This window comes from Streptomyces sp. NPDC090088, from assembly GCF_044747345.1.
Taxonomy (GTDB): domain Bacteria; phylum Actinomycetota; class Actinomycetes; order Streptomycetales; family Streptomycetaceae; genus Streptomyces.
Window position 1 is genome coordinate 443,871 of record NZ_JBIVDZ010000004.1, and the last position, 15,515, is coordinate 459,385.

General features: G+C 71.0%; 6 protein-coding genes and 1 pseudogene. 3 read left to right on the forward strand and 4 right to left on the reverse strand.

The window, feature by feature from the left end:
• Positions 1-4: 4 nt before the first annotated feature.
• Positions 5-595, reverse strand: coding sequence for a TetR/AcrR family transcriptional regulator (locus tag ACIPSJ_RS22140; RefSeq protein ID WP_359219304.1), 591 nt, complete (start codon positions 593-595; stop codon positions 5-7).
• Between the two features lie 93 nt (positions 596-688).
• On the opposite strand from ACIPSJ_RS22140, the gene ACIPSJ_RS22145 reads away from it, so the two are divergent.
• Positions 689-2,389: a CocE/NonD family hydrolase gene (locus ACIPSJ_RS22145; protein WP_401347973.1), complete on the forward strand. Its 1,701-nt coding sequence runs from the start codon at positions 689-691 to the stop codon at positions 2,387-2,389.
• Between the two features lie 140 nt (positions 2,390-2,529).
• On the opposite strand, the pseudogene ACIPSJ_RS22150 reads toward ACIPSJ_RS22145, so the two are convergent.
• Positions 2,530-2,622 (reverse strand): annotated as a pseudogene (locus tag ACIPSJ_RS22150) (RidA family protein); the annotation flags it as partial.
• An 829-nt stretch (positions 2,623-3,451) separates the two neighbouring features.
• Between ACIPSJ_RS22150 and ACIPSJ_RS22155 the strand changes: the two are divergent.
• Positions 3,452-6,802, forward strand: a complete 3,351-nt coding sequence (locus ACIPSJ_RS22155; protein WP_401347976.1) for a S8 family serine peptidase — start codon at positions 3,452-3,454, stop codon at positions 6,800-6,802.
• A gap of 602 nt (positions 6,803-7,404) precedes the next feature.
• Here ACIPSJ_RS22155 and ACIPSJ_RS22160 read toward each other — a convergent pair.
• The gene (locus ACIPSJ_RS22160) at positions 7,405-11,154 is read right to left on the reverse strand and encodes a hypothetical protein (protein WP_401347979.1); all 3,750 of its coding nucleotides are present in this window, start codon (positions 11,152-11,154) and stop codon (positions 7,405-7,407) included.
• A 258-nt stretch (positions 11,155-11,412) separates the two neighbouring features.
• On the opposite strand from ACIPSJ_RS22160, the gene ACIPSJ_RS22165 reads away from it, so the two are divergent.
• The gene (locus ACIPSJ_RS22165) at positions 11,413-14,763 is read left to right on the forward strand and encodes a S8 family serine peptidase (protein ID WP_401347982.1); all 3,351 of its coding nucleotides are present in this window, start codon (positions 11,413-11,415) and stop codon (positions 14,761-14,763) included.
• A gap of 125 nt (positions 14,764-14,888) precedes the next feature.
• On the opposite strand, the gene ACIPSJ_RS22170 is transcribed toward ACIPSJ_RS22165, so the two are convergent.
• Positions 14,889-15,425 carry a GNAT family N-acetyltransferase gene (locus ACIPSJ_RS22170; protein WP_401347985.1) on the reverse strand — a complete coding sequence of 179 codons (537 nt, stop codon included), beginning with the start codon at positions 15,423-15,425 and terminating at the stop codon, positions 14,889-14,891.
• Between the last annotated feature and the right edge of the window lie 90 nt (positions 15,426-15,515).

A 15,515-nucleotide genomic window follows, 5' to 3' on the forward strand; every position in this document is an offset into this window, starting at 1 on the left:
GGCCTCAGCCGGCCGGCAGTTCCACGAACGACAACACCTTGAGAAATCGCTCCAGCGCGGCCAGCTGGCGCTCGGGGGTCCAGATCTCCGGGTGCTCGACCACGGACAAGGCTATGCCGGACACCCACACGCGCACCATGTCGACGGTTCCTTCCAGTTCGTCCGCCGGGACCAGCTCCTCGACGGCCCGCACCAGAACCGCTCGCATCGCCGGCTCCATGCGCTGCAGGTGCCGCCGGATGACCGGTTCCGCACCCTGGTGCGTCAGCAACGCCACCCGCGCGCGCTCCTGCCTCAACGCGTCCTCGGTGTCCGGCAGGAACCATGTGAGGGCGAACCGCATCCGTTCACGGGGATCCGCGATCTTCTCCAACTCCCCGAGGACGGCGTCCGCGTCGGCCAGCACAAACTCCAGTACCGCGTCGAGCAGGGCCTCGCGGTTGGCGAAGTAGTGCGTGATCAGCGTGCTGGACCCGCCCATCCGCTGCGCGATCTTCCTGAGCGTCAGCTCGGGCAGTCCTCCCTCGCTCAAAGCCTCGAGCGAGGCCACGACGATGTCGCGAACTCGCTCCTCCGGATCAACGTACCGCGGCACTTGGAACCTCCCCGCCCTTCACACCCGACCACTGCCTGACACAACCCGCTGAAGCTGTTATACAACAACCGAAACATATCTCGGAGGCATGCCATGAGCTTCACCATCGTCGAGACCATGACGTCGGAGCCGCCGTCCGAACACGCCCGGGAACACCTGGTCGCCATGCGCGACGGAGTGGAACTGGCCACGGACGTCTACCTGCCGGACGACGCGGGCATTCACTCCGCCATTCTCGTGCGGACCTGCTACGACAAGTCGAGCCGCTACACCGCCCTGGCCTTCGAGGCCGAGTACTACCGCTCCCGCGGCTACGCCTTCGTGACCCAGGACGTCCGGGGCAAGTTCCGGTCAGGAGGGGAGACGCTCCCCTACGCCTACGATGTCGCCGACGGCTACGACACGGCTGAGTGGATCACCCGGCAGCCGTGGTCCAACGGCCGGATCGGCGTGACCGGACAGTCGTACTACGGCTTCACGACCTGGGCCACCGTGGCGAGCGGCCACCCGGCCGTCAAGGCGGCGGTCCCGATGGTCACGGGCATCGACATGGGCGCCGGGCACGTGGGAGCGCAGTGGAGCCAGCAGGTCCCCTACATCGCGGGACTCAACGACCTCCTGCAGATCTGGACCGACCACAACGGCTACCTTGCCGAGATCGACTGGAGCGCCGAGTCCGTCGAGAACATCGTCGCCGCGGCCCGCACGCGGATCGGCGAGTGCCGGGCGGCCACGGACATGCTCGGGCGCTCCGCGGACCAGGGATGGTACAACCCCTACGGTGACCGGCACCCGTACCACACCACGTCGATTCCGGTCCTGCACTGGCAGAACTGGTACGACCCGGGCCTCGCCCCCCTCGGCCTGCGTGACTGGCGGCACTTCCGCTCCCTGGCCGGCCAGCGCGACCTGCACTTCCTCCGGGCCGGTTCGGCCGACCACTCCGGTTACCTGCTTCAGGACGTCGGAGCCGGCGACGAGCGCAACCCGTACCTCAGCGAATCCGCGCTCGCCGAGAAGATCGAGACCGAGTGCGGCGAAGTGGCGGACTTCTTCGACGAGCACCTCGACGGGCTGCGGCCGACATCCCCCCGTCCGCGCGCCCGGTGGCACGTCGGACACGTCGGCTGGCAGTCCTCCCAGGAATACCCGCCGCCCAGCCGACCGCTCACCTTCCACCTCTCCGCGCACGGCTCGGGGACGTACGCCCTGAACCCTGAGCCGGACGAGAACGCGACGTCCCTGGCGTGGACGCACGACCCCGAGCACCCCGTCCCGTCGAGCACCGACATCGAGGCGATCTGGTACCTGCTCGCCGACTGTCCCGACGAGCGCGACCTGGCGGACCGGCGCGACGTGCTGACCTTCCGCACCGAACCGTTGACCGAGCACGTCGACTTCGCCGGACAGCCGGTCCTCACGGGACGCGTCACGTTCTCGGCCCCTTCGACGCATGTCTTCGCGAAGCTGCAGGACGTGCACCCCGACGGCACCACCCGCCCGATCTCATGGGGCCGCGCAGTCCTGTCCGAGCGGGCGGGCGGCTCCTTGGCCCTCGCCCTGGACGACAACGCCTACCGGCTCCGCAGGGGCCACTGCCTCCAGCTGCAGATCCAGTCGAGCGACTTCCCCCACTCCGCCGTGCACCCGGGCACCGACGGCAACCCGTGGCTCACGACGAAGCGGATCCCGAGCACGCAGAGCCTCGGCGTCGGAGGCCTCACCGGCGCACGGCTCGTCCTCCCCGCCATCACCATCCCGGAGGCTCCGGAGACACCGGCTCAGCTCGGCTGACAGACATCGGGAAGCGGGAATCCGGCGGCCCGATCCTGCTCGGACGGCCGGGTACGGCCGGCCCACGTCGAGGGCGTCGCGAGACACTCCACGGAGACATGGGTCGGCCATGAGGCTCGTGGGCAGGGCTCGCCGTCCCGGTCGGACGGTTCGACCTGGATCTCGACCTCGACGGGGGCGTGCAGCGGGAGCACTGCGACGCCGACCACGCTGCGGGCATGGACGCCTCTGTCCCGGGAGTGCGCGATCGTGCGGGTGCCGCAGCGTCCGCACCAGATCACTCCGTCCAGCAGAGCCGGCCCGTCGAGCTCGATCCTGGCCGGGTCGCGTTGGTGCCGGCCGGTGTGGCTTCGGCCATGGACGGACACCCCGGCACAGGCCGGTTGCCGGAGCATGTTCTGGATCACGATCCGGCTCGGGCGGCGCCGTCCCCACTGCCCCTTGCCGCACCGGCACACCGATCTCAGGTTCCCTTGCGCCAGCCACCTGGCCCTCGCCGTTCTCGGGGGACATCGTCGCTTTGACATGCTTCGACGACAACGGCCGCAACCAGCTGATCACCACCTTCATCGTGACCGCCCTGATCGCGCTGGCCTGCCGCATGCTCAGCAGGGCCCCAGCCGAAGGCTGGTCGAAGCCATCGGCACGGGCACCACCCGGCCGCCCCTCCCGATGACGCGTCCACCGCGTACGAGCCGGTGAATGTCCTACGCCGCCGCGGCAGGTCGGCGAAACGCGTTTCGACACCGGCTTGAGGCACGGTTCGCCACGTCTGTGCACGACCATCTGCCCAGCCGGAACTTCGCACGTGAGCAGGAGCTCAAGCGGATGCGCCGCGCACCGACGCCATGTCAGTCAAAGGAATTGTTCAGACGCCCCGAGGGGTGCTGATCAACCCGCCGCTCGCCGAGACTCTCCCCCGGCCTGGTGACACACCGTCACCCTGCACACAGGGAACAGGAGAGAGGCATTCTTTTGCGGCATCGATTCAGGCACTCATCCGGAAACCGCGGCAGACGGCGGGTTCCCGGGCGTGGCAAGGCAGTGGCCTACAGCGCGGCCATGCTGCTGGCGATGACCGGCCTCGCCGGCACCGCCACACCGTCCACCGCTCTGCCGGACCAGGTTGCCGACGTCCGGGCCGGCACGGCGGGATCCCACGCGCGCATTACGTTGATCACCGGTGACACCGTCACCGTGGACCGCGCCGGCCGGGTCGTCGGGGTGCGGCGTGGCGAGGGCCGCGGCCGTGTCGGCTACACGACGCAAGTCGCCGCCGGGCACACCTCGGTGGTCCCGACGGACGCGATCGGGCCACTGCACAGCGGCAGACTGGACCCCCGGCTCTTCGACATCACGCAACTCATGGCAGACGGCCACACCGACGAGCACCGCAACGGGCTGCCGCTGATCGTCTCCTACAAAGGCGGGCAGAGCCGGCGTACGAGTGCCCAGCGGGCGCTGACGGCGGCGGACGCCGACAAGCGGCGCGACCTGCCCGCGGTGCACGGGCAGGCGCTGACCGCCGACCGGCAGGACGCGGCGAAGGTGTGGCGGGCGCTCACCGAGCCGGCGGGCACCCGGTCGAAGGACGCGCTGACCATGGCGCCCGGCATCGACCATGTCTGGCTCGACGGCCGGGTCAAGGCCGCTCCGGAGGTCACCGCCGGCCCGCCCGGCGAGGACACCGGCACGGTACAGATCGGCGCCCCCGACGCCTGGCGGGCCGGCTGGGACGGCAAGGGTGTCAAGGTGGCCGTCCTGGACACCGGCATCGACACGACCCACCCGGACCTCAAGGACAGGGTGCTCGCCTCCAGGAACTTCACCGAAGCCCCCGACACCGACGACCGCTTCGGGCACGGCACCCATGTGGCCTCGACCATCGTCGGCTCCGGCGCGGCGTCCGACGGCAGGTACACGGGTGTGGCACCGGGCGCGCGGCTGCTCAACGGCAAGGTGCTGGCCGACGACGGTTACGGCTCGGACTCCGGCATCATCGCGGCGATGCAGTGGGCTGTCGATCAGGGCGCCAAGGTCGTCAACATGAGCCTGGGCATCACCGACGCCTACGGCACCGACCCCTTGGAGCAGGCCGTCGACGACCTGTCGGCGTCCAAGGGAGTGCTGTTCGCCGTCGCGTCGGGCAACGACGGCCCCGGCGCCCAGACCCTCAACTCGCCGGGCAGCGCCGCCGCGGCGCTCACCGTGGCCGCCGTGGACCGAAACGACGACATGGCCCCGTTCTCCAGCCGGGGCCCGACGGCCGACGACGGGCTGAAGCCCGACATCTCCGCGCCCGGCGTGAACATCGTCGCCGCCAAGGCCAAGCACGGCAGGATCGGCGAGGACGCGGGCACCCCCGGCTACGTCAAGCTGTCCGGCACCTCGATGGCCACCCCGCATGTCGCCGGGGCCGCGGCCATCCTCGCCCAGGAACACCCGGAGTGGACCGGAGAACGGCTCAAGTCCGCGCTGATGGGCTCCGTCAAGCCGGGTGCCGGACTGTCGGCGTACGAGCAGGGCTCCGGCCGGGTCGACCTGAGCCGTGCCATCGCCCAGGGCGTCGTCGCGGAGCCGCCGTCCCTCGACTTCGGCACCCAGCTCTGGCCGCACACCGACGACACTCCTGTCACCAAGACCCTCACCTACCGCAACACCGGCACCGAACCCGTCGCCCTGCACCTCACGGCGGCCGGTACGGCGGGCATGTTCACCGTCTCCCCGGCCACGCTCACCGTCCCGGCGGGCGGCACGGCCAGCGCGACCGCCACCGCGGACACCCGCGTGGCCGCTGCGGACGGTACGCACTTCACCGCGGTGACCGCCACCTCGGCCGACGGCCGGACAGTCGTCCGTACCCCGGGGGCCGTCGTCCGTGAGGTCGAGTCGTACACGCTCACTGTGAAGACCCTCGGCCTGGACGGCAGGGCTCCGTCCCTGGCGCGGGCCACCGTGGTCGCCAAGTCCTCGCCCAAGGTGTGGCACCCCTACGACCGTGACACCGACGGCGACTACCAGGTGACGATGCGGCTGCCCAAGGGGCGCTATCTGGCGGACGACCTGATCTCGACCAGCGACGAAAAGAGCTCCTTGCAGGTCGCGCCCCTGGTGTCCCTCACCAAGGACACCACGCTCGTCTTCGACCAGCGCAAGGGAAAGAAGATCGGCATCACCGCCCCCGTGCCCGAGCAGGAAGGTGACTATCCGCAGGTGCGGTACGCCTCCAACGGGAGCAGACGGGCGTACGACTACGTCAGTACCGCGGCGGCCCTCGACACCACGCTCGCCCAGGTCGGCCCGAACGCGCCGCAGAGCGGCTTCGCGGCCCAGGTCGCGGGCGTCTGGGCCGCGCCGGGCGCCGGCAAGCCGCAGTACCACATCGTGGTCACCCACAAGGGATCCTTCTTCAACGGGCTCACCCACACAGTCCGTCAGTCCTCCCTGGCCAGGGTGGACATGGCCGTCGCCGCCACCGTCAAGAGCGCCGAGGCCGTACCGGAAGGACAGTGGGAGACCCCCGGCTTCCCGCAGCTGACGAACAGTGACATCGCCACCTCCGGAGCGCGCATCAAGCTGCCGGCCACCCGCGCGGTCCTCTATGTGTCGGCCGACCACGGCCTGCGCTGGAACATGGGCATGAGCTTCTTCCGCCCCGGCGGGGACTCCGCGTACGCCGTGACGACCGACCTGAACGCCAAGCGCTACGAGCCCGGCCGTACCTACCACGAGACGTACAACAAGGCCGTCTACGGCCCACAGGTCTCGAACGGTTCCACCTGGATCGGCGGCATGCGCACCGGCAACGACTACGCCCTGTGCAACGCGCCGTTCTCCGACGGCCGCCGCCTGATCCAACTCGATGACGAGGAGAAGGCCGTGCTCACCGCCGGCGGCAAGACCTACCTCGACGTGCCACGCGATCCGTGCGACTACGGCGTGCTGAGCGGCCTGCCCGAGAAGAGCACCACGTTCACACTGGCCACCGAGGCACGGCGCAGCCCGCGTGAGTACGGGGTGAGCGACAAGGTCACCGCGACCTGGACCTTCACCTCCGGCTACGTCGACACCAGCGGCCCCGCGCGGCCCTTCCCGCTCTCCGTCGTCCGCTTCGCACCCGACCTGAGCCTGACGGCCACGGCCAAGGCGGGTCGGCGGACGGTGGTCCCGGTCACGGTGCGCGGCCCGGCCGCCGCCAGGGGACACCTCAGGTCCCTCGCCGTGTGGGTCTCCTACGACGGCGGGCACAGCTGGCGTCGCGTCACCGTCCGGACCGACGCATCCGGCAAGCGGTCCGTCACCCTCACCCACCCGGCACGGCCCGGCACCGTGTCCTTCAAGGCCACCCTGGCAGACACCGAGAGCAACACCTACGCCGGAACGATCTACAACGCCTATCGCACCGTCAGGTGATCGACATCTCCCGGACAGCTCCGGGCCCCCACCTGCACCGGTGGACGGCCCGGTCGGTCGTCCGGTGGCCGAGCCCGCCCCTGTCGCCGGCCATGGCTCCCCCTCCCGGCGCCGACGGCGTTCCGGTGTCCTGCGCCAGTAGTTGATCGTCAGTAGGTGCGTGACTGCTGCTGGCGCGTCAGTTCCGCGTCGGGGCCGGAGAAGCTCGAACCATTGCCGCTGTCCGACGACGAGCGGACGGTGTCGGGAGGGTGGACGGGTCGCGCGACATCGGCCCGGGCTCTGGCCCTGCGGGCGCGGTGACCCTCCACGGACCCGTTTTCCGTGGAGAAGGTCTACGACGTCGTGGGCGCGCTCTGCAACCCGCCCGAGAGGGCGGTGGCGCTCTCGGTGGACGGGAAGTCGCAGCTCCAGGCCCCGGATCGCTCCCAGCCGTGCTGCCGATCATGCCCAGCGGGCACCCGCAGGACACCCGCGACAAGACGCGGCGGGCAAACGTCCAAGCCCTGGGAGCCGACCAAGCCGTTCATCCGGGTCAAGACCTCCGAAGAGATCCTCCACTCCCCCGCGCGCCCCTGGCGGAGAATCTCTGGCGCGGGACCCTAGCCGCGCGGCCCGCTCTCGCAGATCCGGCGGTAGGGAACATCCGGGATGTACGCCTTCCAGTCCGCGGGGGAGAGACCGGCGCCGCCGACTCGCTCACAGATCCGCGTGACGGCCTCTTGCGGAGCGACCGTGTAACGCTGGAGCACCACGTGCCTGCCGGTGGCATACACCGTGCCTCCGTCCGGACCGAACGCGAGGGACCGGATCTCGTCACCCGGGCTGGGCAGGCCGGTCCCCAACGGCTGCTGGGAGGCCACGTCCCAGAGCTGGATGCCGCCCCGTGCACCCCCCACGGCGAGGGTCCCGCCGTCCGGCGAGAAGGCGAGCGCGGTGACGGCTTCCGAGGGCTCCTCGGAGACGGAGGGCGCGGTCAGCACACCCGTGCGGCGCCGCACGTGACCGTCCCAGAGATACACCCGCCCCGAGGAGTCGCCGACCGCGAGGCGGCTGCCGTCGGGGGAGAAGGCCAGCGGGCCGTCTTTTCTGCCCTCACTGAGCGCCCGGCCCACGACCGGGCCGGCCGGCAGTTCGGCGTACTCCTCCTGGGAACCGGCGACGAGCTTCGAGTCGGGCCGCAGAGCGATGGTCGGGCTGGAGAAACCGGGCAGCGTGGCTGTCCGGCGAGGACGCCCGTCGGCGGTGTCCCAGACCTCGGCCACCGCCTGGTCACCCACCAGCCCCGAGACCAGTACCCGGCCGCCGCCCGGCCCCAGTGCGATCCCGTAGACGGGGGCTGCGGCGGTGCCGGGCCAGTCGATCGCCGCTCGTACTCGGTGTTCAAGGACGTCCCAGACCAGGACCCGCTCCCGACGGGAACCGCGAACCGAGACAGTGCCGTTGGTCGCCAGGGCCCGGCCGTCCGGGCTGAAGGCGAGCAGCGGCGGCCCCGCGTCAGTCGCGCGCATCGGCGGCGGCTCGGCGAGTACCGCGCCGGTACGGGTGGAACGCAGTACGAGGCGGTCGGTCCCCGCCTGGCGGTCGGCGACGGCGACCAGGGCCCCGTCCGGGCTCAGCGCCGCCGCGTCCGGCGGCGGACTCTGCCATGGGGACTCAAGACGGTCGGTGAGATCGTAGGAGTGCACCGTGGCCCCGTCCAGGAGGCGCAGTACGCGATCCTTCCCGGGTGCCCACGCGAGGTTCTGGACCGCTCCGCCGGCGAGCGGGCGCCGGAACACCTTGGCACCCGCAGCTCCCGGCCGCCACACGGCGAGTTCGCGGGCGTCCGCGGTGGCCACAAAGGCGCCGTCCGGGGTGAAGTCGAGGGCGTGGAAGCCACCGCCGCCCGGGTCCGACAGGGTGGCGGCGAGGCGCCGGTGGCGGATGTCCCACACATGGGCCCCGGTTCCGGAGACGACGGCCAGCATCGTGCCGTCGAAGCTGTACCTGAGGCTGTCGCCGGCCGTGCGGCACACACCCTGCCGCGCACTGTCCCAGGGGCCCGGCAGGCGCTCCCGGCGCACGGTGTCCCACACCTGGATCGGACCTCCGACGGAGCAGACGGCCAGGTTGCGGCCGGACCCGTCGAGCGCCGTGTCGGTCAGGTTCTCCGGCGCGGGCGCCTCGAAGAGGACCTTGTCGTCCCGCTGCCGCCGCAGTTGCACGGTGTTCCGGCTGCCCGCCCGGGAGGCCACGAGGGCGACGTAGCCTGCTCCGTCGGCCGCGAAGTGCATCAGGACGGCATCCCCGAGACCGCGCGGAGCGACCGTGGACTGTCCCGCCGGACGCGTCCAGAGGCGGTCACCGTGGGACGTGCCGAGATAGAAGGTCCTGCCGTCCGGGCTGACGTCGGCCACCCACGCGTTCGCGGGCAGTCGGAAGGAACCGGCCGGGCGATGCGTCCTGACGTCGGTGAGACGTATCCGGCGGCCCACGACGGTGAGCAGGGTCCGGCTCCGGCCGCTGAGGTACCGGAACACGTCGTTGCCCTGCTCCGGATCGGTGAAGGCGTCGACCTCGGGCTGGGCCAGGGAGCCGAGCAACGCGGAGCGGGTCTCGGTCAGCGGGGCGATCCGCCAGGCGGCGGCCCCGAGCAGCATCGCCGTGCGCGGGGCGGACAACCGCAGTCCGTCGGCGACCGCGGCCACCCGGCGCGCCGCGGCCTCGGCCCGGCGCTGTTCTCCCGAACGGTGCTGCTGCCAGGCGAGCAGGCCGGCGGCCAGGGACAGCACCAGGAACGCGGACAGGACAGTCCGCAACGTGCGCAGCCGCCTGGCGTTACGGACGACCGCGGTCCGCTCCGCTGCACGGGCGTCCAGCGCCGCCGTGAGGAAGGCCCGCTCCGTCGGGATGAGGTCGTCGTCCTGGACCGGCACGGCGGGGAACAGCTCCTCCGCCCGGGCGAGCCGGGTCCCCCGGTAAAGGGTGCCGGGTTCGTGCCGAAGGTCCTCCCAGGCCCGGGCGGCCTCGCCGAGCATGCGTTGCTCCCGCAGTCGTTCGCGGTCCTCCTCGATCCAGCCACGCAGCCTGGGCCAGGCACTGATCAGCGCTTCGTGGGCGAGTTCGACAAGGCTGTCCCCCAGGGTGATCAGGCGCGCGGCGGCCAGGCGTTCGACGACGAGGGTCAGATCCCGCCCCGCGCGCCCACCCCCCGGATCCAGTTCGGCGCGTGCCACCGGGCGGCGTGTGTCGGGACCGTCGTCGCCGAGGGCGATGAGGCGCAGCAGGACCCGGCGCGCGATGCGGGCCTGCGCCGGGGAGAGGTCGGCGTAGAGCTCTTCCGCGGTGGCGGCGATCGCGCCCCGGACCCCGCCCGCCTCTTCGTACGCCGTCGTGGTCAGCGACCGGCCGCGGCGCCGACGCCAGGTCTCCAGCAGGGCGTGCGACAACAGCGGCAGTGCTCCCGGCCGCCCTCCGACCTCGTCGACGATCCTGGTGGCCAGGGCGCGTTCCACAGTCAGCCCGGCCGCGGTCGCCGGACCGGTGACCGCCTGTGTCAGTTCGGCCGAGGTCATGGGGCCGACGAGCAGGTCGGCTCCGCTCAGGGCCTCCGCCAGCGCGGGGTGTTCGGCGCAGTGGCCGTAGAAGTCCGCGCGGACCGCGACGACCACACGCAGCCGGTTCTCGGGGCTCAGGGCCGCGAGCAACCGACGCAGAAAGCGGTCCCGGTCTTCCGGGTCCGGGCCGAGGGTGAACAGTTCCTCGAACTGGTCGACGATCACCCAGGTTTCGCCCTCTCCCGGAAGCGGGATGAGGGCATCGGCGTGCGTCTGCGAGGGTCGTTCGCCGGGGGTGAGCACCCGGATCACCGCCGGCCGTCCGGCGTCCGGGATCTCCCGGAGCGCGGGGATCAGCCCGGCCCGCAGCAGTGAGGACTTCCCGCTTCCGGACGGCCCGAGAACGGCGGCGAAGCGGTGCCGCCCGGCCAAGTCCAGCAACTGAGCGACCAGCTTGTCCCGGCCGAAGAACAGCTCGCGGTCGCTCGTCTCGAACCGGGCCAGCCCTCGGTACGGCGGTGCGGCGTCCCGGTCCGCCAAGGCCTCACGGACCTCCAGATCCGTCTGGCACCAGCGCTTCTCCCAGTCCGCCACGTCCGCGTCGAGCGCCGCCGCGTACGCAAGAACGAGGGCTCGCGACGGCAGTTGCTCGCCGGCTGCCGCCTGGGACAGCGCGCTCGCCGAGTAGTCCGCCCGCCGCGCCATCTCCCGGTAGGTGGGTCTGCCGGCCTCCTCCCGCAGGACGCGCAGGTCGTGCGCGAGCCGCTGCACGGGACCGGCGCCGGGGTCCACCGGCTTCTCGCGTCGTCCCACCAGACCCCGCCTTCCACCGGTCCACAGGAAGCTCCGAGGCAACGCTAGCTCCGTCCGCCCGGTCCGCAAATACAACTCACCTGCGCCACAACGGAATTGATCAGAAGCCAGGTGGGAGTACTGACCAATCCGCCTCCTGCCCAGTCTGTGACCGCGGCCGTTCACCCACGGACGCCCCAACACCCGAACGGGAAGGAAGACCTCGTTTTGCGGGATACCAACGCATCCAGCAGACGCCGCAGAGCGGTGATCTACGGCATGACAGCGGCCGCGCTCCTCGGTATGGCGGGACCCGCCACCGCCGTCGTCCGCACCACCGCGGCCCTGGCCGCCGCCGGGTCCGCCGGCGGCCAGGCCGGCCCCACCACGCACGTGACCCTGATCACCGGAGACACCGTACGGGTCGGTCCCGATGGGCGGATCCTCGGCGTGACCCGGGCCGAAGGACGCGCGCACATCCGCTACATGACGCGGGTCGTTGCCGGCCACACCTCGGTCATCCCGTCGGACGCCGTCAAGCTGCTCGACAGCGGCAGGCTGGACCGGCGGCTGTTCGACATCACACAGCTGGTGGCGGACGGCTACGACGACGCGCACCGCAAGCAGGTGCCGCTGATCGTGTCCTACCGAGGCACCGTCCGGCAGCAGGCCGTCACCAAGGACGGACTGCACACGGCGAACATCCATGTCCTGCGCCAACTGCCCGCCGTACGGGGGCAGTCGCTGGCCGTCGACAAGAAGGCCGCCGAAACCGCGTGGCGTGCCCTCACCGACCCGGACCGCCGCGCGGCCGGCGCGGTGGCCGCCGCGCCCGCTGTGAACCGGGTCTGGCTCGACGCCAGGGTCGAGGCACTCCCCCGTCCCACTGCGGCCGCGCCCTCCGACGACGGTGCCGGTACGGCCCAGATGGGGGCCCCGGACGCGTGGCGGGCCGGGCTCGACGGGAAGGGCGTCAAGGTCGCCGTGCTGGACACCGGCGTCGACACCACCCATCCCGACCTCAAGGACGCGGTCGTCGCCTCGGCGAACTTCGCCGGTACCCGGACAACCGACGACATGTTCGGGCACGGCACCCATGTGGCGTCGAGCATCGCCGGGTCCGGCGCGGCCTCCGGCGGGAAGTACAAGGGCGTCGCGCCCGGCGCGCAGCTGCTCAACGCCAAGGTGCTCGACGACGACGGCTACGGCTCGGACTCCGGCATCGTCGCCGGGATGCAGTGGGCGGTCGACCAGGGCGCCAAGGTCATCAACATGAGCCTGGGCCAGCGTGACGTCTACGGAACGGACCCGTTGGAGCAGGCCGTCGACGAACTCTCGGCCGCCAAGGGCGTGCTGTTCGCCATCTCGGCCGGCAATGACGGCCCGGGCGAGGGCACCCTAGCCTCCCCCGGCAGTGCCGATGCGGCGATCACCGTCGCGGCCGTGGACCACGACGACTCCCTGGGGTCCTTCTCCAGCCGGGGTCCGACGGCAGACGACGGACTGAAGCCGGACATCTCCGCACCCGGTGTGAACATCGTCGGCGCCAAGGCGAAGAACGCCGTGATCGGCACGGACGCCGGCACCCCGGGTTACATCACCTTGTCCGGCACCTCCATGGCCAGCCCTCATGTCGCCGGGGCCGCCGCCATCCTCGCCCAGCAGCACCCGGACTGGACCGGTGAGCGGATCAAGGCCGCGTTGATGGCCTCGGCCAAGCCGCGCTCCGGTCCGACGGCGTACGAGCAGGGTTCGGGCCGGGTCGATCTGACCCGCGGCATCACCCAGAACGTCGTCACCGAACCGGCGTCCCTCGCCTTCGGCACCCAGGAATGGCCGCACGACGACGACACTCCGGTGACGAAGACCCTCACCTACCGCAACAGCGGCAGCGCGCCCGTCACCCTCCATCTCACGGCCGAAGGCGCCCCCGGCGTGTTCACGGTGACCCCGTCCGACCTGACCGTCCCGGCAGGCGGCACGGCCACCGCCACCGTCACCGCCGACACCCGCACGGGCACCACGGACGGTGTCTACTCCGGCGCGGTCACCGCCGCTTCCGACGACGGCAAGAACATGGTCCGCACCCCCGGGCTCGTCACCCGCGAGGTCGAGTCGTACAACCTGACCGTCAAGACCATCGGCAGGAGCGGCGGGAAGCCGGAATACGCCACCAGTTCCCTGGACTCGATGAGCAGCAGCAGCAAGTACTGGTATCCCTTCGACCGTGACACCGACGGCGACTACCAGGTGACGATTCGAGTGCCCAAGGGCCGCTATGTGATGGACGACTGGATCACCGAGGCCGACAGAAGCTCGATGCTCGTCGCCCCCGGCCTGTCGATCACCAAGGACACCACCGTCGTCTTCGACGTCCGCAAGGCCAAGGGCGCCACGGTCACCACCCCGGTTCCCGGGGCCGCCCCACGCAATCCGATCGTGAAGTACGCCGCCAACGGGAGCGGCTTCGGCATCGCCGTGGCCGTGGACGGCGGCATCACCACGGCCCAGGTCGGGCCGAGCGCTCCGGCGGACGAGTTCGCGGCCCAGTACAGCGGTGTCTGGTCGGCCGGCGGAGGCGCCGAGCCGCAGTACGACGTCGTGGTCACTCGCAAGGGATCCTTCTTCACCGGGCTCACCCGGACGGTCCGGCAGTCGTCGATGGCCAGAATCGAGACGGCCATCGGCTCCGACGTCAAGAACGGAAAGGCCGAACCGTCCGGCCAGTGGGAAACCCCCGGCTTCCCTCAGCTGACCCAAGCCGGCCCCGGCACTCTGGGGTACACCAGGCCCGTCCCGACCCCTCGCGCCGTGACCTACGTCTCGACGGACCAGGGCCTGCGCTGGAGCCTCGGCCAGCGCATCTACCGCGGCAGCGAGCCCTCGCCGTACCGCGAGATCACCCCCGTCGCCGCCACGCGCTACGCAACGGGCCGGACCTACCACGAGACATACAACAAGGCGGTGTTCGGTCCCGCTGTCGCGGACGGACCGAACTGGATCGGCGGCAAACGACTGGGCAACACGTACGCCCTGTGCAACTCGCTGCTCTCCGACGGCCATTACGTCTTCGACGTCGCGGCCAGTGAGAAGACCGTGCTCACGGCCGGCCGCACGACCTACCTCAGCACCACCGTGGACCCCTGCTTCACGGGTGTGCTGAGCGGGCTGCCCGCGGAGAAGACCAAGTACACGCTGGCCATGCAGTCACAGCGCAGCCTGAGCACCTACTCGGTCAGCGACCGGGTCACCGCGACCTGGACCTTCACCTCGGCGTACGTCGACCCCGACGGCCCGGCGCAGGCCCTGCCGCTGTCCGCGGTCCGCTTCACACCGGCGCTGACACTGACCGGCACCGCCCAAGCGGGGCGTCGCACCACGGTGCCGGTCGTGGTGCAGGGGCCCGCGGCCGCCCGGGGGCACCTGAAGTCCCTGGCCGTACAGGTCTCCTACGACGGGGGCCGCAACTGGCGTACGGTCGCCGTCCGCACCGACGCGTCGGGCAAGCGGTCCATCACCCTCACCCACCCGGCGAGGCCGGGCACGGTCTCCTTCAGGGCGGCCCTGGCCGACACCGCGGGCAACACGTACACCGGCACCGTCGACAACGCCTACCGCACCGTCCGGTAGCCACCCCTGGTCGGGCCGGCGGTGTGGGCCACGAAGACCCACACCGCCGGCCTTCCCGCCGCTGTCGAGCCGGTAATTCGAGACCGGAGTTCTGACGGGGTTCGTGCAAGACGCTCCGGCTCAGGTCACTCCGCCTGCTCCGTCTTCGTGTCGAAGACCCGAAAGCCCCGCCGCTCGTAGTTGCCCAGCGCGTGCGGGCTGTCCTTGCTGCACGTATGCAACCACACGCGCTTCGTGGGCTCGCGGTGCTCCCACCGCTTCGCGAGGTCCCACGCCCGCGCCGTCCCGTACGACAGCAGATAACCGCCGATCCCTCGCCCCTGGAACGCCGGAAGCAGCCCGAATTGCGTGATCTCCACCGCGCCATCCGGCTGGGGGTCCAGCTCGATGTATCCCGCCGGCGTGCCCCGCTCGTACACCAGCCACGTCTCCACTCCCGGCTTGGAGACGAACGCCAGCCACTGCCCCGGCGTCCACTCGCGGCGCTCGCTCCAGTCGAAGCCGGCACCCACCACGGCGTAAAGCAAGCAGTTCAGCTCGGGCGAAGGAATCTCCACCCGGACAATCGACAGATCACCTGAGGTCGCGGCCTCCGGCACGCGAACGGAAATCAGATCAGCAGCAGACGTCTGTTCGAGAGTCCAAGTGGTAACCGCGTTCATGACCTCATCTCATCACACCCTGTGTGGAGGAGGCTGACAGCCCACCGGCGCCATGGGCTCTGACACTGCCTGGTTCCATCCGCGCGAGGA

Excerpts from the sequence above, each read along its gene's own strand:
- ACIPSJ_RS22155 (WP_401347976.1), top strand. The coding sequence starts at position 3,452 with ATGCTGCTGGCGATGACCGGCCTCGCCGGCACCGCCACACCGTCCACC.
- ACIPSJ_RS22145 (WP_401347973.1), top strand. The coding sequence starts at position 689 with ATGAGCTTCACCATCGTCGAGACCATGACGTCGGAGCCGCCGTCCGAA.
- ACIPSJ_RS22165 (WP_401347982.1), top strand. The coding sequence starts at position 11,413 with ATGACAGCGGCCGCGCTCCTCGGTATGGCGGGACCCGCCACCGCCGTC.
- ACIPSJ_RS22170 (WP_401347985.1), bottom strand. The coding sequence starts at position 15,425 with ATGAACGCGGTTACCACTTGGACTCTCGAACAGACGTCTGCTGCTGAT.